Genomic DNA, 19,022 nt, shown 5'->3' with positions numbered 1-19,022 from the left:
ACCTTCTACCTTCTACCTCATGCCCCCACTACCCGCTCCACCAGCATCCGCACTGGCGGCCCGATCTCCTCGCCCGCCCGTGCCTTGCGAAAGATCCCGTACGCGCCGCCGATCAGTACTCGTGCCACCGCCTCGGCGTCTTTCACCCCGCCCTCGCGCAGCACTCGCACCACCGCCGCATCGGCCTCCGCTTCGGCCACGGTCACCTGTGGAGCCGTCAGCAGATCGTGCTCGTTGTAGAGCTCGTCGGCATGCGGCGAACCGGCCATGAACTCGGTCACCGCCGCATATTTTGCCACCAGCGCCGCCGCGATCCGCTCGCTCGTCGTACCCGGGCCGTTGAGCGCGGCGCTGAATTTGCCGTGCAGCTCCACCAACAGGTCGGTGACCAACGCCGAGAACACCGCCGATCTATCCCCGTAATACTTGTAGAGCGTAGGCTTGGCGACGCGCGCCTCCTTGGCGATCGCCTCCATGGTCACTCCGCTCAGGCCGTGCCGCAGCGCCAGCTGCCGTGCCGCCCACAGGATCTCCGCCCGCTTCTCCGCTTCCGCCACATTCGCCTCAAAAAGAATCTCGAGTCCCTATTGAACGAATTGAACGGTACTCGTACATTTCGTTCAATTCTGCTCCAGAGGGACATCCGATGCCTACCACATCCGACCGCGTTCTCGTCACCGGCATTTCCGGTTTTCTCGGCGGCCACGTCGCCCTCGAACTGCTGCGCGCCGGCTACACCGTGCGCGGCTCGGTCCGCAGCCTGAAGAAGGCCGACAAGGTCAGAAAGACGCTCGCCGCCCATGGCGCCGACCTCTCCCGCCTCGAGCTCGTTGAGCTCGACCTCCTCTCCGACGCCGGCTGGCAGGCCGCCGTCGAGGGCGTGCGTTACCTCCAGCACGTCGCTTCGCCCTTCGTCATCGAACAGCCCAGGGACCGCAACGAGCTGATCCGCCCCGCCGTCGAAGGCACCAGCCGCGCGCTGAATGCCGCGCTGGCGGCCGGCATCGAGCGCATCGTCCTCACCTCCTCGATCGCCGCCATCGCCTATGGCCACGAAGCCGAGTCCGACCGCGTCTTCACCGAAGCGGACTGGACCAACCTCGAAAGCCCGAACGTGCCGGCCTACCAGGAGTCCAAGACCCGCGCCGAGCAGGAGGCCTGGCGCATCGTCGAGGCGTTCGGGGCGCGCGAGCGGCTCTCAGTCATCAATCCCGCCGGCATTTTCGGGCCCCTCCTCGACGAGGATCCCGGCACCTCCGGCCAGATCGTCCTGCGCCTCCTCGATGGCTCCATGCCCGGCGCCCCGAAGATGACCATGCCCTCGGTCGATGTCCGCGACGTCGCCGCCGCCCAGGTCGCCGCCATGACCGATCCCGCCGCCGGCGGCCGCCGCTTCATCCTGTCCGATAGCGAGATCACGCTGTTCGAAGCCGCGCAGGCCCTCCGCGCCGGCCTCGACCGGCCCAACCTCAGGACACCGCGCTTCGAACTGCCCAACTGTCTGATCCGCTTCGCCGGCCTGTTCGACCGCCAGATCCGCGACAATGTCGCCGAGCTTGGCCGTCCCAAGCGTCTCGACGGCAGCGCCGGCCGCACCCTGATCGGTCGCCAGACCATCCCCGCCCGCGACGCCGTTCTGGCCACCGCCCATAGTGCCATCGCGCACGGCCTGATAAAGATCTGAAGCGGCGATTTGTCCCCGTCATCACTGGCAGTGCTATCGTGCGCACATCGGAATCGGCACGGAAGACAGATCGGGCGGTAAGAGATAAGGCGGGTGCCCGGTGCCCAAAAAATCACTAGCCCAAACCGAGAGGATCAGCTAACAAGCCGCCGATCGGAGCGGGGCTGTAGCTCAGTTGGGAGAGCGCATCGTTCGCAATGATGAGGTCAGGGGTTCGATTCCCCTCAGCTCCACCATCTCCGATCTTTCCTGACATCCGCCGTCTGGCTCGCATGCTGGGCACAAGGCCGATCTGGCGCCTGCTGGCAACCCGCGCGAACACTTATTCGGCAAAGCGGTAGCCGATGCCGGGCTCGGTTCGGATCAGGCTGGGTCTTGCCGGATCTGCTTCGATCTTGCTGCGCAGCTGGCCCACGAACACACGCAGATACTGGACATCTTCGACATGGGCGGGTCCCCACACGGTCGCGAGCAGCTGCCGGTGCGTCATGACGAGGCCGGCATGCCGGGCCATGTGGGCGAGCAGGTCGTATTCCTTGCGCGTGAGATGCACCGGCTCGCCGTCACGCGTCACCACGCGACGGACGAAGTCGATCCCGAAGCCATCCATCTGAAACGTGCTGGTAGCTACGGTGCCCGGCTCGCGCCGGCGCAAGGCGGTGCGGATACGAGCGAGCAGTTCGCCTATGCCGAAGGGCTTTTCCACGTAGTCGTCGGCGCCGAGATCCAGTGCCTCGATCTTTTCTGCCTCCCGGTCGCGGGCAGAGAGCACGACGATCGGGAGCCTCGACCAGCCGCGGAGGGAGCGGATGACCTCCTTGCCGTCCCGGTCGGGCAACCCCAGGTCGAGCACCATCAGATCGGGCGCGGCTGTGGCGACGAGCCGCTCCGCTTCGGCGGCGGTATGGGCCGCGAGGGGATCATAGCCTGCGGCGGTCAGCGCCGGACCGAGGAACCGATGGATCTGCGGCTCGTCGTCGACAACCAGGATGCGGCCCTCGCTCACGGGCTCGCATCCACGTCGGCCGGCAGGCGAATGTTGAAGCGCGTGCCGCGCCGCCGGGCAGCCGGGCTTTCAGCCTTGATGCTGCCGCCCATCGCTTCGACGAAGCCACGGGCGATGGAGAGCCCGAGGCCCGTGCCGGCCGCGCGACCGTCGCCCTCGGCGCGGCGGTAGAATTTCTCGAAGATGCGTTCGAGATCGCCCGTCGGAATGCCCTTGCCTTGATCGGTCACCGAGATCACCACCTCCCTACCCTCGCGCCGCGCATAAAGCGCCACCGGTCCGCTTGGTCCCCCATACTTGCACGCGTTGTCGATGAGATTGAACAGCACCTGGTTGAGCAGGGCACTGTCGGCACGCGCCATCGGCAGGTCGGCGGCAAGGCTCAGCTCGAACTGGTGGCCCGGGTAGAGCTTGCGAGCCCTCTCGACGGCCACGTTGACGGCATCGGCGACATCGATGCTTTCGCGGCGTGGCCTCAGCGTGCCTGCCTCGATGCGGGTCATGTCGAACAGGTTGGAAACGAAGCGGCCGAGGCGCGACGCCTCATCCTCGATTGAGCCCAGCAGGTCGTCGCGCGTCTCATGATCCATCTTGCCGCCCAGCTCGCGCAGCGTACTCGCCGCACCGGTGATGGTCGCGAGCGGAGTCTTGAGGTCGTGCGACAGGGAGGAGAACAAGGCCGCGTTGAGCTTCTCGCTCTCTTCGAGCGCCGCCGTACGGATATTTTCCTGGGCGAGCCGGGCGCGGTCCATCGCCACTGTTGTCTGCTGCAGCACGCCCGCGATCAGTTGCTCCTCGTGCGCCAGGATCCGTCCGTCAGTCTCCGCCCGGCGGAGGCCAAGCACACCGGTGGCAAGGGCCCCCTGCAGGATCGGCCGGAACTGCCAGGAGATCTGCGGCAGCGTGCCGGTGGCGCGCCCGGCCGGCTCGCGCTTGTCGAAGGCCCAGCGAGCGGCAGTCATGTCAGTGGGGTCGAGCGACAGGTCCGGTGGCCAGATGCTGCCGACGACCAGTTCGGACTGCTCCGGCAGCAGCAGCACCGCGCCCATGCCCGTAGTAGCGTGGAGATGCGCGGTGGTCGCCTCCAGCACGGTATCGAGCCGGGCCGAGCCGGACAGCTTGCGGCTGAACTCGTTCAGCGCCTGGGTGGCCCGTTCTTGCCGTCGCGCCCGTTCCGTCTGCTCGCGCATTCGCCCGGCGAGTTCACCGCCGAGGAGTGCCGCCGCGAGAAACACCGCGAGACCGAACACCTCGTGCGGCAAGGCTATGGAGAACGAGTTGCGCGGCTCGATGAAGAAGAAGTTGTACGCAAGCGAGGAGAGTACCGCCGCGATGACTGCCGAAATCCGGCCGTTGAACACGCCGCATACGATGACCGCCAGCAGGTAAAGCAGCGAGATGTTCTGCAACGGCACGATGGTGGTGAGCGAGATGCCGATGAGGGTAGCGATCACCAGAGCGGCAACGGCGAGGCCGACAGCCTCCGCCCAGCGGCGCAGTGGGCGACTGCTCACGAACGCGCCCACCGTCCTCGCTACCCCCTCGTCCTCCCGATCATCGCCGGACACGACGTGCACGTTGATGTCCCCTGACCGCGCGAGCAACTGGTCCGGTAGCGCCTGCCGCGCCAGCCGGGCGAACAGCGATCGGCGCGGTCGACCCACGACGATCTGAGTAATGTTCTGGCGCCGGGCTATGCGCAAGATCTCGGCCACGAAATCCTCCGCCGTGGCCTGCATTGTGGCGGCCCCCAGCCGCTCGGCAAGACGCATGGTCTCATCGAGTCGCTGTGTTTCCTCCGGTCTGGCGGCAGCATCCGGCTTGCTCAGGGAAACTGCCAGCCAGGGCGCGTTCAGGCCCGAGGCGAGCCGGCTTGCCGTGTGCACGACACGCTGAGACAACGGATCGCCGCCGACCAGGACGAGCAGACGTTCCGCCGTCGCCCAGGGCCCCTCGATGGCATTCTGGCGCAGGAAGTCGACCATCTGATCGTCGACCAGGTCCGCGGTGCGACGCAGGGCGAGCTCGCGCAGCGCGGTGAGGTTGGCGGGCCGGAAGAAGCCCTCGATGGCCCGCTGTGCGTTGTCGGGCAGGTAGACCTTACCCTCCTTGAGCCGTTCGATCAGTTCGGCTGGGGGCAAGTCGACGAGGATCACCTCATCGGCCGACTTGAAGGCGATGTCAGGGACGATTTCCCGGACATCGACCCCTGAAATGCGGGTCACGAGGTCGGAAAGGCTCTCGAGGTGCTGGATGTTGAGCGCCGTCCATACGTCGATGCCAGCGCCGAGCAACTCGGCGATATCCTGAAAGCGCTTGGGATGGCGGCTGCCTTCGGGGTTGGAGTGCGCCATCTCGTCGACAACTGCGATCTGCGGCTTGCGGGCGAGCGCGGCGTCGACATCGAACTCGTCGAGGACGCGCCCGCGATATTCGACCTTGCGGCGCGGCAGGACCTCGAGGCCTTCGAGCAGCGCCGCAGTTTCGGCGCGGCCATGCGTCTCGACCAGCCCAATGACAATGTCGATCCCGGCGGTCTTCAGCCGCCGGGCGCGATTGAGCATGGCGTAGGTCTTGCCCACGCCGGGAGCCGCACCGAGGAAGACGGTAAGCTTGCCACGCCCACCGGCCGTGAGCGCCAATAGGGCATCTGGATCGGGTCTCCGCTCGGTATTGGGCGTGGACATCAGTTCGCCGGGGTTGTCGCGAGCTCGTCCAGCGCCAGGTTGAGCTTCAGCACGTTGACCCTCTCCTCGCCGAGAAGGCCCAGCATCGGGCCCTCTACATGCTGATTGACCAGTGTCGTCACCCGGTCTTCGGACAGACCGCGGGCCTTCGCGACACGAGTGATCTGCAGGCGAGCATAGGTGGGAGAGATGTCAGGATCGAGTCCCGAACCTGACGCTGTCGCCGCGTCGCCAGTGAGCGAAGCGGTGATCCCGGCGGCCTGCAGTCTCGCGACTGTCTCGGCAGTCCGGTCCTTCAGCTTCTGGCTCGTGGGACCGAGGTTTGAGCCCGACGAGGCCATGCCGTCATAGCCGGCGCCGGCAGCCGAAGGGCGCGGCCAGAAGTAGCCGGACTGCGTGAAGCCCTGCCCGATCAGGGCCGAGCCGACTACGGTCCCGTCACGGACGATGAGACTGCCATTAACGGCGGCCGGAAAGACCGACTGGCCGATACCCGTCATCGCCAGTGGATAGGCGAGGCCGAGAAGGAGAGTAAAGAGTGCCATCATGACGATGGCAGGACGAGTATGTTCGAGCATGATCTGCCTCACACCAGATGCAGGGCCGACACGGCGAGATCGACGAGCTTGATGCCGATGAAGGGCACGATCAGGCCGCCGAGGCCGTAGACGAGGAGGTTGCGACGGAGCAACGCTGCGGCGCCTACCGCCTTGTAGGCGACGCCGCGCAACGCCAGCGGGATCAGCGCGACGATGATCAGCGCGTTGAATATGATGGCGCTCAGGATTGCCGACTTCGGCGAGCTCAGCGCCATGATGTTGAGGGCGTTGAGCTGTGGGTAGGTTACCACGAACAGTGCCGGGATGATGGCGAAGTATTTCGCCACATCATTGGCGATCGAGAAGGTGGTCAGCGAACCGCGGGTCATCAGGATCTGCTTGCCGATCTTGACGATCTCGATGAGCTTGGTCGGCGAGGAGTCGAGGTCGACCATGTTGCCTGCCTCGCGCGCCGCCTGCGTGCCGGTCTGCATCGCAACGCCGACATCGGCCTGGGCCAGCGCCGGCGCGTCATTGGTGCCATCGCCGGCCATGGCGATCAGCCTGCCCCCCTTCTGCTCGTTGCGGATATAGTCGAGCTTCTGCTCCGGCGTGGCCTCGGCGAGGAAGGTGTCGACGCCGGCTTCCGACGCGATCGCCGCCGCAGTGATCGGATTGTCGCCGGTGACCATCACCGTCTTGATGCCCATGGCGCGAAGCTCGGCGAAGCGTTGTTTGATGCCAGGCTTGACCACATCCTTGAGATGCACGACGCCAAGCAGCCTGTTGCCCTCGCTCACGGCGAGCGGCGTGCCGCCGGTACGTGCGACGGCATCGACAGCGACAGTGAAGGCCTGCGGCGCCGAGCCGGCGGCTACCTTGGCGAAGCGCAGGACGGCATCGACGGCACCCTTGCGAATGGAGCGACCGCCAAGGTCAATTCCCGAGAGCCGGGTCTCGGCCGTGAATGGGATGGCCGTGCCGCCGATGGTCGCGACGTCCTTTTCGCCCAAGCCAAAGTCGGCCTTGGCGAGAGCCAGGATCGAGCGGCCCTCCGGCGTCTCGTCAGCGAGGCTGGCCAGCAGGGCTGCCTCGGCGAGCTCCTTCTCGCTGACCCCCGGCACGGGTAGGAACTCGGTCGCCATGCGGTTGCCGAAGGTGATCGTGCCGGTCTTGTCGAGCAGGAGTGTGTCGACATCGCCCGCCGCTTCCACGGCGCGACCAGAGGTAGCGATGACATTGAAGCGGATCAGCCTGTCCATGCCGGCGATGCCGATGGCCGACAGCAGGCCACCGATCGTGGTCGGGATCAGCGTCACCAGCAGCGCCGCCAGCACGGTGATGCCGACGACCGTGCCGGAATAGGCGGCCAGCCCCGAGAGCGTCGCCACGGCGATGAGGAAGACCAGCGTCAGGCCCGACAGAAGGATCGAGAGCGCAATCTCGTTCGGCGTCTTCTGGCGCTTGGCACCCTCGATCAGCGCGATCATGCGATCGACGAATGTTTCGCCGGGCATGGTCGATATGCGCACCTTGATCCAGTCCGATAGCACCGTCGTGCCGCCGGTAACTGCCGAACGGTCGCCACCCGACTCGCGGATCACCGGGGCGGACTCACCGGTAATGGCGCTCTCGTTGACCGAGGCGACGCCTTCGATCACTTCACCGTCGCCGGGGATCATGTCGCCGGCCTCGACCAGGACGACATTGCCCACCCGGAGTTCGGTAGCAGGGATGGTGTCGTACGCCGCGCCCTCGCCGGACGTGAGCCGCTTGGCGACGAGCTGAGATTTAGTGCGCCTCAGACTGTCGGCCTGCGCCTTGCCGCGACCTTCCGCTACGGCCTCGGCGAAGGTGGCGAACAGCACCGTGAACCATAGCCAGACGGCGATCTGGCCCGAGAACACGGCTTCGCCGTCGCCGATCACGACGTCGCGGACGAACAGGATCGACACGACCAGCGCCACGATCTCGGTGACGAAGATCACCGGATTGCGCACCATCTGGCGCGGATCGAGCTTTCTGAACGCGCCAGCGAGCGCCGGTCTCAACAGGGCCGGAGCGAGGATGGGGAGGGATTTTGCTTTGGTAGCCATTTCAACTCAGAAGGTCTGGCCGGCGAGCATCAGGAAGTGCTCGACGATGGGGCCGAGGGCGAGCGCGGGGAAGAACTGAAGGCCGCCCATGATGAGGATGATGCCGATCAGCAGGCCGACGAACAGCGGCCGGTCGGTGGGAAAGGTACCTGACGAGGCCGGCACCCGGGTCTTCGCGACGAGCGAGCCCGCCATCGCCATTACCGGCACGACATAGGCGAAGCGACCGAGCAACATGGCGATGCCCAGCGTGGTGTTGAACCAGGGCGTATTAGCCGAGAGCCCGCCGAACGCGGAACCGTTATTGCCGGTCGCCGAGGTGAAGGCATAGAGGATCTCGCTCAACCCATGCGGGCCGGCTGTACCGATCGAGGTCACGGCAAAGGGCAGCACGGCCGAGATGGCGGTGAAGCCCAGGATGGAGAGCGGCAGGACGAGCACCGCCAACATGGCGTATTTCATCTCGCGCGCTTCGATCTTCTTGCCCACGAACTCGGGCGTGCGGCCGACCATCAGGCCGGCGACGAACACGGCGAGGACCGAGAACACCAGGATGCCGTAAAGGCCCGATCCAACGCCGCCCGGCAGGATCTCGCCGAGCTGGATGAGGAACATCGGCACCAGCCCGCCAAGCCCGGTGAACGAACCCAGCATGCCATTGACGCCGCCATTCGACACGCCTGTGGTGACGCCCGCATAGAGAGCCGTGGCGGCCTGGCCGAAGCGGACCTCCTTGCCTTCCATGTTGCCCATGGCGGCGTCGAGCCCGAAGCTGGTGAAGATCGGATTGCCCGCAGTCTCGGCCCAGTAGATGACGCCGATGCCGGTGAACAGCAGGATGCCCATGGTCACCAGGATGGCCCAGCCCTGGCGCCTGTTCCGGACCATATTGCCAAAGCTGTAGACCAGCGCCGCGCTGACCATCAGCATGGCGAAGACATTGATGAAGCTGCTGATGACGTTGGGATTCTCGAACGGATGGGCCGCATTGGCATTAAAGAAGCCGCCGCCATTGGTGCCCAGTTGCTTGATCGCCTCCTGGCTCGCGATCGGCCCCAGCGCCATGGTCTGCTGCGTGCCCTCGAGCGTCGTCGCCGTCACCGAGCCATCGAGCGTCTGCGGCAGGCCGAGCGCCATGAAAGCAATGGTGATGATAACGGCGATGGGCAGCAGCACGTAGAGTATGGCCCGGGTCAGATCGACCCAGAAGTTGCCCACCGTGGTGCCGGCCGAGCGCACGAAGGCGCGGGTCAGCGCCATGGCTAGCGCGATGCCGGTAGCGCCCGAGACGAAGTTCTGCACGGCAAGCCCGGCCATCTGGCTGAGATTGCTCATCGTGGCTTCGCCCGCATAGGACTGCCAGTTGGTGTTGGTGACGAAGCTTGCCGCCGTATTGAAGGCGAGATCCGGCGCGACGCCGGCAAAGCCCAGCGGGTTCAGCGGCAGCAGGTCCTGAAAGCGCAGGATCAGGTAGAGCGACACGAAGCCGGCAATCGAGAAGGCCAGCATGGCGAGCGTGTAGCCAAGCCAGCCCTGCTCCCTGTCGCGATCAACGCCGGAAGTGCCGTAGAAGATGCGCTCGACCGGACGGAGCGCGGGCGTCATGAACGTCCGCTCGCCAGAGAAGACGCGCGCCATGTAGATACCGAGTGGCTTGACCACCAGCGCGACCGCACCGGCCATCAGGCCGATCTGCAGCCATCCCATCAGGGTCATCGAAATTCTCCGCTAGAAGCGCTCGGGTGCGATGAGCGTCACGACCAGGTAGATCGCGAGCCCCGCGACGACGGCGAGACCGAGGACGAGCTCGAACATGGCGTCCTCACAACTTGCCGATGGCGCGAGCGTAAAGCCCGAGCGCGGCGAGCACGCCGACGCCGAGCCCCAGGTAGACGAGATCGAGCATGATTAAAACTCCGACAATGAAACCGTCGGCTATGTCGCGCTCAGCGCATCAGTGTTCGATTGGGAAGACGATCCGGAGGCGTAAGGATTTCATAAGGGACATACTGCAGGTCACGGCCCGTTGACCCACACGCGCAGGTAGGACGCTCCGCTGATGCAGGGGCTCCGCACCGGGACCCCTTATCGGTCGGGCGGTTCTGCTTTCAACATGCGGGTCAGCGAGTTGGTGCGGAACACGAAGTGCTCGGCCAGGGCGCCGAGGGCGTGCAGCAGGATCAGCGGGATGAGAACCAGGCGGCCAAGCTCGTGGAGCTCGGCGCTGAGTTCGAGGCCGGTGAACCAGGCTATGGCGCCGGTCAGCGGCATGGCGAAAAGGAAAGCATACAGAAGGACATGCGCGGCATGGCCGGCAAGATTGACGAGCCAGGGGTTGGTCGCATGCGGGTCCGGGGCGCCGCGCCACAGCCGGATGGCCAGACGGATAGTGGCGAGCGCGAAGATGGTCAGCCCGACAATAATGTGCAGCGCCGCCCCGATTTCGCCGTCGCCTTGCCCACCGTCTGAACGATCCTTGAATGCATCCTGCACGCCTTCGTTGACCGCCAGTTGGAAGATGACCAGCCCCGCTATGGTCCAGTGCAGCACGATCTGCAGCAGTGAATAGCCCCGGGGGGCAGTGCGGGTCGCCATATGCTCTCCGGTGCGGCGTTCTTGCACAGCAACTCCTGCGCTCGCGGGACGTTCCGGCCCCATCGCAATCACGTCGGGGGTTAGTTGGCGCGTCACCCTGCTCGAACGAAATGGCTTCTTCCACTGGCGGCGGGCGTATGCACGCTGCTGGCCGGCTGCGCCTACGAGCAGAGCGCCTTGCATCCGGCAGGACGCGACGCTGAGCACTTGTCCGGACTGACCTGGTTCATGTTCGGCGGGGCGGTGGTGGTGTGGGCCATCGTAATGGGCGTAGCCGTCTATGCCGTGCTAGGCCGTAAGCGCCCCCGTACCGAGAAATTCGCCGACGCTTTCATCCTGGGCGGCGGCGTGGCGTTTCCGACCATCGGTTTGGCGATCTTGCTGATCTACGGGCTGTCGTTGCTCCCCAGCTGGACCTCGGCGGAAGAACCGGCGCTGAGGATCAATGTGCGGGCCGAACAATACTGGTGGCGCTTTAGCTACGAGCTGGCGGATGGCACAACGCTCGAGACCGCAAACGAGCTGCATCTGCCCAATGATGCGACGGCGGAGTTCGCGCTGACCAGCACCGACGTGATCCATTCGTTCTGGATCCCGGCGCTGGGCGGGAAGATGGACGCCATTCCCGGCCGCACGAACGTGTTGCGGCTGACGCCGACCAGGGCCGGAACGTATCGGGGTGTGTGCGCCGAGTTCTGCGGACCATCGCACACGTTCATGGCGTTTCCGGTGGTGGTGCATGACGCCGAAGACTACGCATCCTGGCTCGAGCGCGAGCGTGCACCCGCGGCGAGCGGCGGCGACTTGTTCGTGGCCTCGGGCTGCGGTGCCTGTCACACCGTTCGCGGCGTAACCGAGAACGGCACGGTCGGTCCCGACCTCACGCATTTCGGCAGTCGCACGACCATCGCCGCGGCCACGCTGCCGAGCACGCGGGACAACCTCCTCGCCTGGCTGGCCGATCCGCAGGCCATCAAGCCGGGCGCCGGCATGCCGAGCTTTGCCTCGCTGCCCGAAGCCGATCGCGAGGCACTGGCGGCTTACCTGATGGGGCTCAGATGACAGTCGACGACAAGGCGGCCGAGGTCGAACAACTGGAATGCGTCTGGGCCCGGCCGAAGGGCTGGCACTACTGGTCGGACGTCAACAATTCGACGGTCGGGCTCTGGTACATCGCGACCGCCTTCGCCTTCATGCTGTTCGCCGGCGCGCTGGCGCTGATCATCCGGCTGCAGCTGGCGGTGCCCGACAACACGCTGGTGTCGGCCGAGACCTACAACCAGATGTTCACCCTGCACGGCACGGTGATGATGTTCCTGTTCGCCGTGCCGATCTTCGAGGCAGTGGCGATCCTGATCCTGCCCGCCATGCTGGGTGCGCGCGATCTGCCTTTCCCCCGGCTCTCCGCCTTCGGTTTCTGGTGCTTCCTCATTGGCGGCGTGTTCGTCTCGTCCTCGATTTTCTTCGGTCAGGCGCCCGATGCTGGCTGGTTCATGTACCCGCCACTTTCCACCGAGCAGTCGGGCATCGGCGCCGACATCTGGCTGCTCGGCCTCTCCTTCATCGAAGTGGCCTCCATCGCCGCGGCGGTGGAACTGATCGTCGGCGTACTCAAATGCCGGGCGCCGGGCATGCACATCAATCTCACGCCACTCTACAGCTGGTATGTGCTGATCGTCGGCGCGATGATCCTCTTCGCCTTCCCGCCACTGATCGCCGGCGACCTGTTGTTCGAACTCGAGCGACTGCTGGACTGGCCATTCTTCGACGTGACGCGCGGCGGCGACCCGATACTGTGGCAGCATCTGTTCTGGATCTTCGGCCATCCCGAGGTCTACATCATCTTCCTGCCGGCCATCGCGCTACTGGCGATGATCGTGCCGACCTTCGCGCAGCGGCCGATCGCCGGCTACTCGTGGATCGTGCTTTCGGCGCTCGGCACCGGCTTCCTGAGCTTCGGGCTCTGGGTCCACCACATGTTTACGACGGGACTCCCGTCGATCTCGCTCGGCTTTTTCTCCGCAGCGTCGGAAGCCGTCGCCATTCCCACCGGCATCCAGATCTTCGCCTTCATCGCTACAGTGATGCTGGGCACGGTCATACGTTCAGTACCAATGCTCTACTGCCTCGGAGCCCTCGCCATCTTCATCGTCGGCGGGCTGACCGGCGTGATGGTTGCCGTCGCGCCCTTCGATTTCCAGGCGCACGACACCTACTTCATCGTGGCTCACCTGCACTACACGCTGATCGGCGGCATGCTGTTCCCGGTGATGGCTGGCGTGCAGTACTACTATCCCTTCGCGATGGGGAAGACGCTGTCGCGCAAGCTCGGCATCTGGTCGTTCTGGTTGATGTTCCTGGGCTTCAACACCGCCTTCCTGCCCATGCACCTGACGGGCCTGCTCGGCATGCCGCGGCGCGTGTTCACCTACGGCGCCGACATGGGCTGGAGCTGGCTGAACCTCGTCTCGACCATTGGCGCCTTCGTGCTTGCCGCTGGCTTCCTGATATTCGCATGGGACTGTGTACGGTCCAAGCGCAAGCAGCCGGATGCGCCGCGCAACAGCTGGAATGCCGGAACGCTCGAATGGGCGTCGCCAGTGCCGCCACCAGCCTATGGCATGCGTTCGATCCCAACCGTCGACACGCGTTACCCGCTGTGGGAGCAGGAGGGTTTCCTGGAGACGATGGACGAAGGCAAGGGATTGCTTGCCGACGCCAGGGAGGGAAAGCGCGAGACGCTGGTGACTTCGGTGCTGGATGCACAGCCGCTCCAGGTGCTGCGCGTTGGGGCGCCGACCTGGCTGCCCATGATTGCAGCCTTCGGGCTCGGCGCGGTCTTCATATTCTCGACCTACAAGCTCTGGTGGCCGACGGCGGCCGGCGGCGTGGTTTTTGTCACCGCCGTGCTGTGGTGGTTGTGGACGGGCACCGCGACAATCCCCGAAAAGCAGAGCAAGGATATCGGCCACGGCATCCGCCTGCCGCTCTACATCTCCGGCGTACGCTCGACCGGCTGGTGGGCGATGTTCATCACCATGACCGGCGACCTGACGGCGTTCCTGTCGCTGATCTTCGGCTACTTCTTCTTCTGGACGGTGCACCCGCAGTTCCCACCCGAAGGTATTGAGGGGCCCGGCTGGGTGTGGCCGGCAACGTCGGCAGTGCTGGCCGTTGCAGCCTGGGGGTTGACGCTGGCAGCGCGGCTCCTGAACGCAGCCGAGCGCGTCATCCAGGCCCGCGCGGCGCTGGTTGGCGGATTTCTCGCCGCTGCCGCCTCGACCGCGGCACTGATTGCCGGGCCGGTGACCACCGGGCTCGACCCGACGACCAACGCGTACCCGGCGATTGTGTGGGCGCTCGTGGTGTGGATCGTGCTGCACCTCGCGACCGGCATGCTGATGCAGGGTTACTGCCTCGCCCGGTCGATCTACGGGAAGATGACGCCGCGCTACGACGCGGACCTGTGGAACGTCACGCTCTACTGGCACTTCGCCGGGTTCGGCGCGTTGCTGACTGCAATCGTGATCGGAGGCTTTCCGTTGCTCGCATGACAGGCAGGATGGAGAACGAAGTCCAGCGCGAGACCGGCACGGGCACCGACCTGTGGCGCGTCATCGCCGCGCCCATCGTCTGGGCCCTGCACTTCCTGTTCTGCTATGTCTACGGGGCGATCTACTGCGCCAAGGCGGGGCGTGACGCCTCGCTTGCGGGCCCGACGCTGGTGATCGTGGTCGCCACGGCGGTTGCATTGGCATTGATTGCCGCCTCGACCTTGCACCTTTGGCGAGTACGGGGCCGCAGCCTCACCGACAACGACTTCGAGTTCGAGCACAATACGCCCGAGGAGCGCCATCGCTTCCTCAGCCATGTCGCCCTCATGCTGTGCGTCCTGTCGGCCGTGGCTGTGCTCTATGTGGCGATCCCCATGCTCTACCTCACGAGCTGCCGATGAGTTCGCGCGTAGTGGGCATCGCCGGCGGGCTGGTCCTGCTGTTCGCTTGGGCGGGACCACTCCCAGCTTTGGTACCGCAGAGCTTTGCCGCGCATATGTGGCTGCACATGCTGGTGGTCGGTGTCGCGGTGCCGCTGATTGCGGCCTGGCTGGCGCCGCGGCTCGCCTTCACCTCGGCACTCGTCCTGCCCATCGTCGTCAGCCTTCTGGATTTCGTCGTCGTCTGGGGCTGGCACGCCCCGGCCCTGCACCATGCCTCGCGCAGCCTGCCTTGGGCGCTGGCGCTGGAGCAGGCGAGCTTCTTTGGCATCTCCCTGCTGGTGTGGGTGGTGGCGCTGGGGAGCGGTTCCATCGCCTCCCTCCCCCTTGCGGGGAGGGAACGAGGGTGGGGGTCCATCGGCGATCACCGCGCCACCCCCACCCCCAACCCCTCCCCGCAAGGGGGAGGGGAGCGGACACCGACAGCAATGCAGGGCAACGCCGCGTTGGGCGGGGCCATGACGCTGTTCTTCACCTCGATGCACATGACGCTGCTCGGCGCCTTGCTGGGCCTCGCGCCGCGGCCTCTCTATGCCGGCCACCACGATACTGGCCAGGGATGGCTGGGCCTGTCTCCGCTCGCCGACCAGCAGATGGGCGGAGTGGTGATGCTGGCCATCGGCGGAGTGGTTTACCTGATCGGCGGGCTGGTCCTGATGGCGCGCGTGCTGAGGCGCAGGCCGGCATGAAGAAGTACCGGCCCTTCATCGTCGGCGCCATCGGAGGCGTGATGGCGGCCGCGATTGTGCCCCTGACCGGCCTCCTCGATTACGACGCAAGCCGCGGACAGTGGGACATTACCGACTGGTATTTTGGCACGGCGGCGCAGCAATCGATTACGCTGCGATCGGCCGGTCTCGCTGTTCCCGACCTCGACGATGCACGCGCGGCCGCCCGTGCCGCCGGTCACTACGAACTGGTCTGCGCCAACTGTCATGGCAGCCCCGCCGGCCCTCCGCAGCAGTTCGCCGACGACCTGGTGCCGCGGCCGCCGCGGCTGATGGAGCAGATGGACAACTGGCACCCCGACGCACGGGTATTCTGGACCGTGAAGCACGGTATCAAGCATACCGCGATGCCGGCCTGGCCTGCGCAGATCCGGGATGACGAGGTGTGGGACATGGTCGCGTTCCTCAACCAGATGGCGGCCATGCCCGCGCGGGAATATGCCGAACTGGCGGGCCTGGCGCGCGAGGGTTGCGCCAGCTGCCATGGCGAAAACGGCGAGGGCACGGCTGCTGCTCCGCGGCTCAACATCCAGTCCCCAAATTATCTCGCGGCCTCGCTGACCGCCTATCGGGACGGATCACGCCCCAGCGGCCCAATGATGACGGCCGCTGCTCGGTTGAGCGATGCCGAGATTGCCGAGCTGTCGGCCCATTTCGGGCAGCGCGTGGTGGTTGAAGCCGCGGGAGCCGGACCGGGCGCCGAGATCGCAGCACGCGGCCTGCCGGATCGCGACATTGCCGCCTGCGACTCCTGCCATGGTGGGGCGCGGGCCGAGTATCCTCGCCTCATGGGACAGGAGCGACACTACTTGGTCCGGCAGCTGAAGTTGTTCAACGAACACGGCGCTGAACGCGGCGGCGCCCACGCCGAGATCATGGCCCAGGCGCTGCGGGTGCTGCCGGGCATGGAAGGAGGTCCGCTGACGCACGAGGAAATCGAGGCGCTGGCGGACCACTACGGCGGGGCGACTGACTGATGGAGATCTCCCGCTCCCGGCCTCATGGGGAAGTGTTCAGCTTGGACTGCGTATCGGAGAGGCCATTCTGCGCGGAGTCATTCCCGCGAAAGCGGGAATCTCTGTTTGCGGTGGATGCCATCAAACGGAGGTCCCCGCTTCCGCGGGGATGACCCGGTGGGCAATTGCATCCGAAGGACCACTCCCCCGAACGGGAGGTAGACTCGGGCCGTCTCGGCCTCATTCCGGCAGCGCGTAAGCGATGAAGTAATCGCCGATTGGCGTCTGCATGAATTGGTGCCCGCCCGCATTGATGACCAGGAACTGCCGCCCCTCGGCTTCGTACACCATCGGACCGGCCTGGCCACCGGCGGGCAACTCGTCGGTCCAGATCGTCTCCCCGCCATCGATGTCGATGGCGCGGATCAGATCGTCGGTGGCCGAGGCGATGAAGATCAATCCGCTGGCCGTTACGACCGAGCCCCCGTTGTTCGGCGTCCCGATGTCGAAGGGCAGCATCGAAGGAATGCCGAACGGACCGTTCTTGCGGGCGGTGCCGAAAGGCCGGTCCCACAGGACCTGCTTCGTGTTGAGATCGATGGCCGCAATGCCCCCATACGGCGGCTCCTTGCACAGCATGCCGGTCAGCGGCACACGCCAGCCGGCATTCACATGGATGCCGAAGGGCGTCTCGGCCTGCGGGCTGATCCCGGTGCCCTGCGGGTTATTGGCATAGCCAGGATCGCCGCGCGGGACGATGCCGATGCGGTCGACCTCCTCGCGCGGGACGAGTCGGTTGTAGTTCGGTGTGTCGTTATAGTTCGTGACGAGGATGTTGCGCTGCGTGTCGACGGCGACACCGCCCCAGTCCACGCCGCCATTATAGCCGGGGTACTGGATCCAGTACGTGTCCGTGGTCGGCGGGGTATAGCGTCCCTCGTAGCTCGCCTCGTGGAACTGGATGCGGCAGAACAGCTGGTCGAGCGGGGTGATCCCCCACATGTTCGCCTCGGTCAGATCGGCCTTCAGCAGGTTGGGGAAGTCGGTGACGAAGGGCTGCGTCGGCGACAGCCGCTCCGGCTCGACGCCGCCCTGCGGCACAGGCCGTTCCTCTACGTTGACCAGCAGTTCGCCGGTAGCGCGGTTGAAGACGTAGAACTCGGCCTGCTTGGTGGGCAGCAGCAGGGCCGGAACCGGACCATCGGCGGTGGGATAGTCGAGCAGCGTGCCCTGCGAGCCGAGGTCATAGTCCCAGACATCGTAGTGCACGGTCTGGTAGGACCACCGCACCGTGCCGTTGGTGACGTCGAGTGCGACCAAGGCGGTAGAGAACTGGTTCTCCTCGGCGCTGCGGTCGCCGCCCCAGTAGTCGACGGCGGAGTTACCCATCGGCAGGTAGACGAGGCCGAGCGCGTTGTCGCCGGTCGCGATGGTCCACATGTTAGGCGTACCGGGAGTGTAGATTTCGCCTTCGGGCAGCGGCCCGGTCTGGCCCGGACGGCCCAGATCCCAGGCCCAGAGCAGTTCGCCGGTCAGCACGTCCCAGCCGCGCACGACGCCCGAGGGCGCTTCGCGGGTCTGCCCGTCGCTCACCTGGCTGGCGGTGACGACGACGTTGCGCACGATGGTCGGCGGCGAGGTGGGCGAGTAAAAGCCCGGCGCCGTGTCGCCGATCCCGTCGAGCAGGTTGACGATGCCGCCATTGCCGAAATCGCCGCAGAGCTGGCCGGTTTCGACGTCCAGCGCGATGAGGCGGGCATCCAGCGTGTTCATGACCACGCGCTCGGCGCAGAGGTCGGTCGCAGCCGCGGCGGTATTCTCGTAATAGGCGAGGCCGCGGCAGGTAGCGTTGTAGCCGATGGCGTCGGTCGAGACCTGCGGATCGTAGGTCCAGAACTCCTTGCCGCTCGCGGCATCGAGCGCCGACACCTTGTTCAGCGCCGAGCAGACGAACAGCCGATCCCCCACCTTGATCGGGGTGTTCTGGTTGCCGAACTTCTCGTTGCCTTCGGGCAGGTCCCCGGTGCGGAACTCCCAGACCTTTTCGAGCTGGGTCACGTTCGCCTTGGTGATCTGGCCGAGCGGCGAATAGCGGGTGGCGAAGTTGGAGCCACCGTAAGCGGGCCAATCGGCGCCGATCTCGGGCATGGGGAAGGTGTCGCCGGGCGGCGTCGCGGGCCCGGCCGCCGGCTGTTCGGCGGGCGTGCCCGGCGTCGCCTCCTGCGCCACGAGCTCGCGATCCAGGCTGTTGAGTGTGAAGCCGAGGGCACACGCTCCAGCCAGACCCGCCACGCTGGCGGCGACGGCGTTCCGCTGGAATCGGGGCCCGCTCCGCAAACCAGGCAGACAGGCCAGGAAGAGGAGGAGCACCACGAACGGCGTGAAGATGCGCGGGATTTGCGCCCAGCCGTTGAGGCCGGATTCCCACAGCGCCCAGGCGACTGTGACTGCAAACAGCACCAGGTAAATCCAGACGGCGAGGCGCGAGCGGCGGAACAGGAAGATGGCCGTGGCAAGCAGGCTCAACCCGGCCAAGCCATAATACCAGGAGCCACCCAGCATGATGAGGTAGGCGCCGCCCCCGATGAGCGCCAATCCAGCCAGCGCTACGATGGTGGCAAATGCCATGATCAGCCAGAAGCCCATTCCCCCTTCGTTGCTTCCGGCCATGTCGATCCTCGCACCTGTTCTTGCTATGTCGCGAACGTGGGGAGGGTGGAGTCGTTCCGACTAGCCG

At 65.8% G+C, this 19,022-nt stretch carries 15 protein-coding genes and 1 tRNA gene; 7 read left to right on the top strand and 9 right to left on the bottom strand.

All coding sequences use genetic code 11. The annotated features are described in order from the left end of the window. Nucleotides 1-17 precede the first annotated feature (17 nt). On the bottom strand, nt 18-557 hold the full coding sequence (locus tag AC3A6I_RS19890; protein WP_487545605.1) for a TetR/AcrR family transcriptional regulator: 540 nt from the start codon (nt 555-557) through the stop codon (nt 18-20). A gap of 89 nt (nt 558-646) precedes the next feature. Here AC3A6I_RS19890 and AC3A6I_RS19885 point away from each other — a divergent pair, with 89 nt between their 5' ends. Then, entirely contained in the window at nt 647-1,684 is a 1,038-nt protein-coding gene (locus AC3A6I_RS19885) for an SDR family oxidoreductase (RefSeq protein ID WP_487545604.1), read from the top strand. Nucleotides 1,685-1,844: 160 nt separating this feature from the next. Then, nucleotides 1,845-1,920 (top strand) — tRNA-Ala (locus AC3A6I_RS19880). 86 nt (nt 1,921-2,006) lie between these two features. On the opposite strand, the gene AC3A6I_RS19875 is transcribed toward AC3A6I_RS19880, so the two are convergent. From AC3A6I_RS19875 to AC3A6I_RS19845, 7 genes are all read right to left on the bottom strand, one after another. Next, nucleotides 2,007-2,690 carry a response regulator gene (locus tag AC3A6I_RS19875; RefSeq protein WP_487545603.1) on the bottom strand — a complete coding sequence of 228 codons (684 nt, stop codon included), beginning with the start codon at nt 2,688-2,690 and terminating at the stop codon, nt 2,007-2,009. Then, entirely contained in the window at nt 2,687-5,377 is a 2,691-nt protein-coding gene (locus AC3A6I_RS19870; protein WP_487545602.1) for a DUF4118 domain-containing protein, read from the bottom strand. The genes AC3A6I_RS19875 and AC3A6I_RS19870 overlap by 4 nt, the downstream gene beginning before the upstream one ends. Continuing rightward, nucleotides 5,377-5,955: a potassium-transporting ATPase subunit KdpC gene (gene kdpC, locus AC3A6I_RS19865; RefSeq protein ID WP_487545601.1), complete on the bottom strand. Its 579-nt coding sequence runs from the start codon at nt 5,953-5,955 to the stop codon at nt 5,377-5,379. The genes AC3A6I_RS19870 and kdpC overlap by 1 nt, the downstream gene beginning before the upstream one ends. A gap of 8 nt (nt 5,956-5,963) precedes the next feature. After that, on the bottom strand, nt 5,964-8,012 hold the full coding sequence (kdpB, locus tag AC3A6I_RS19860; RefSeq protein WP_487545600.1) for a potassium-transporting ATPase subunit KdpB: 2,049 nt from the start codon (nt 8,010-8,012) through the stop codon (nt 5,964-5,966). Between the two features lie 6 nt (nt 8,013-8,018). Beyond that, nucleotides 8,019-9,728 carry a potassium-transporting ATPase subunit KdpA gene (gene kdpA, locus AC3A6I_RS19855; protein ID WP_487545599.1) on the bottom strand — a complete coding sequence of 570 codons (1,710 nt, stop codon included), beginning with the start codon at nt 9,726-9,728 and terminating at the stop codon, nt 8,019-8,021. A gap of 12 nt (nt 9,729-9,740) precedes the next feature. Further along, nucleotides 9,741-9,827 carry a K(+)-transporting ATPase subunit F gene (kdpF, locus tag AC3A6I_RS19850; RefSeq protein WP_487545687.1) on the bottom strand — a complete coding sequence of 29 codons (87 nt, stop codon included), beginning with the start codon at nt 9,825-9,827 and terminating at the stop codon, nt 9,741-9,743. A 270-nt stretch (nt 9,828-10,097) separates the two neighbouring features. Continuing rightward, complete coding sequence (locus AC3A6I_RS19845) at nt 10,098-10,607, bottom strand: cytochrome b (RefSeq protein WP_487545598.1); 510 nt, start codon at nt 10,605-10,607, stop codon at nt 10,098-10,100. A gap of 207 nt (nt 10,608-10,814) precedes the next feature. Here AC3A6I_RS19845 and coxB point away from each other — a divergent pair, with 207 nt between their 5' ends. The 5 genes from coxB to AC3A6I_RS19820 are packed head-to-tail and all read left to right on the top strand — an operon-like array spanning nt 10,815 to nt 16,306. Continuing rightward, nucleotides 10,815-11,669, top strand: a complete 855-nt coding sequence (gene coxB / locus AC3A6I_RS19840) for a cytochrome c oxidase subunit II (RefSeq protein ID WP_487545597.1) — start codon at nt 10,815-10,817, stop codon at nt 11,667-11,669. Beyond that, the gene (ctaD, locus tag AC3A6I_RS19835) at nt 11,666-14,161 is read left to right on the top strand and encodes a cytochrome c oxidase subunit I (RefSeq protein ID WP_487545596.1); all 2,496 of its coding nucleotides are present in this window, start codon (nt 11,666-11,668) and stop codon (nt 14,159-14,161) included. Before coxB ends, ctaD begins: the two co-directional genes overlap by 4 nt. Nucleotides 14,162-14,169: 8 nt before the next feature. Beyond that, nucleotides 14,170-14,562 carry a hypothetical protein gene (locus tag AC3A6I_RS19830; RefSeq protein ID WP_487545595.1) on the top strand — a complete coding sequence of 131 codons (393 nt, stop codon included), beginning with the start codon at nt 14,170-14,172 and terminating at the stop codon, nt 14,560-14,562. Further along, entirely contained in the window at nt 14,559-15,290 is a 732-nt protein-coding gene (locus tag AC3A6I_RS19825; RefSeq protein WP_487545594.1) for a cytochrome c oxidase assembly protein, read from the top strand. The genes AC3A6I_RS19830 and AC3A6I_RS19825 overlap by 4 nt, the downstream gene beginning before the upstream one ends. Then, a complete protein-coding gene (locus tag AC3A6I_RS19820) occupies nt 15,287-16,306 on the top strand; it encodes a c-type cytochrome (RefSeq protein ID WP_487545593.1) in 1,020 nt (339 codons plus the stop codon). Before AC3A6I_RS19825 ends, AC3A6I_RS19820 begins: the two co-directional genes overlap by 4 nt. Before the next feature lie 219 nt (nt 16,307-16,525). Here AC3A6I_RS19820 and AC3A6I_RS19815 read toward each other — a convergent pair whose 3' ends face one another. Continuing rightward, entirely contained in the window at nt 16,526-18,955 is a 2,430-nt protein-coding gene (locus AC3A6I_RS19815; protein ID WP_487545592.1) for a membrane-bound PQQ-dependent dehydrogenase, glucose/quinate/shikimate family, read from the bottom strand. Between the last annotated feature and the right edge of the window lie 67 nt (nt 18,956-19,022).

It is taken from the genome of Devosia sp. Soil_C_22, from assembly GCF_057657195.1.
This window is presented reverse-complemented; position numbering and strand designations above follow the sequence as displayed.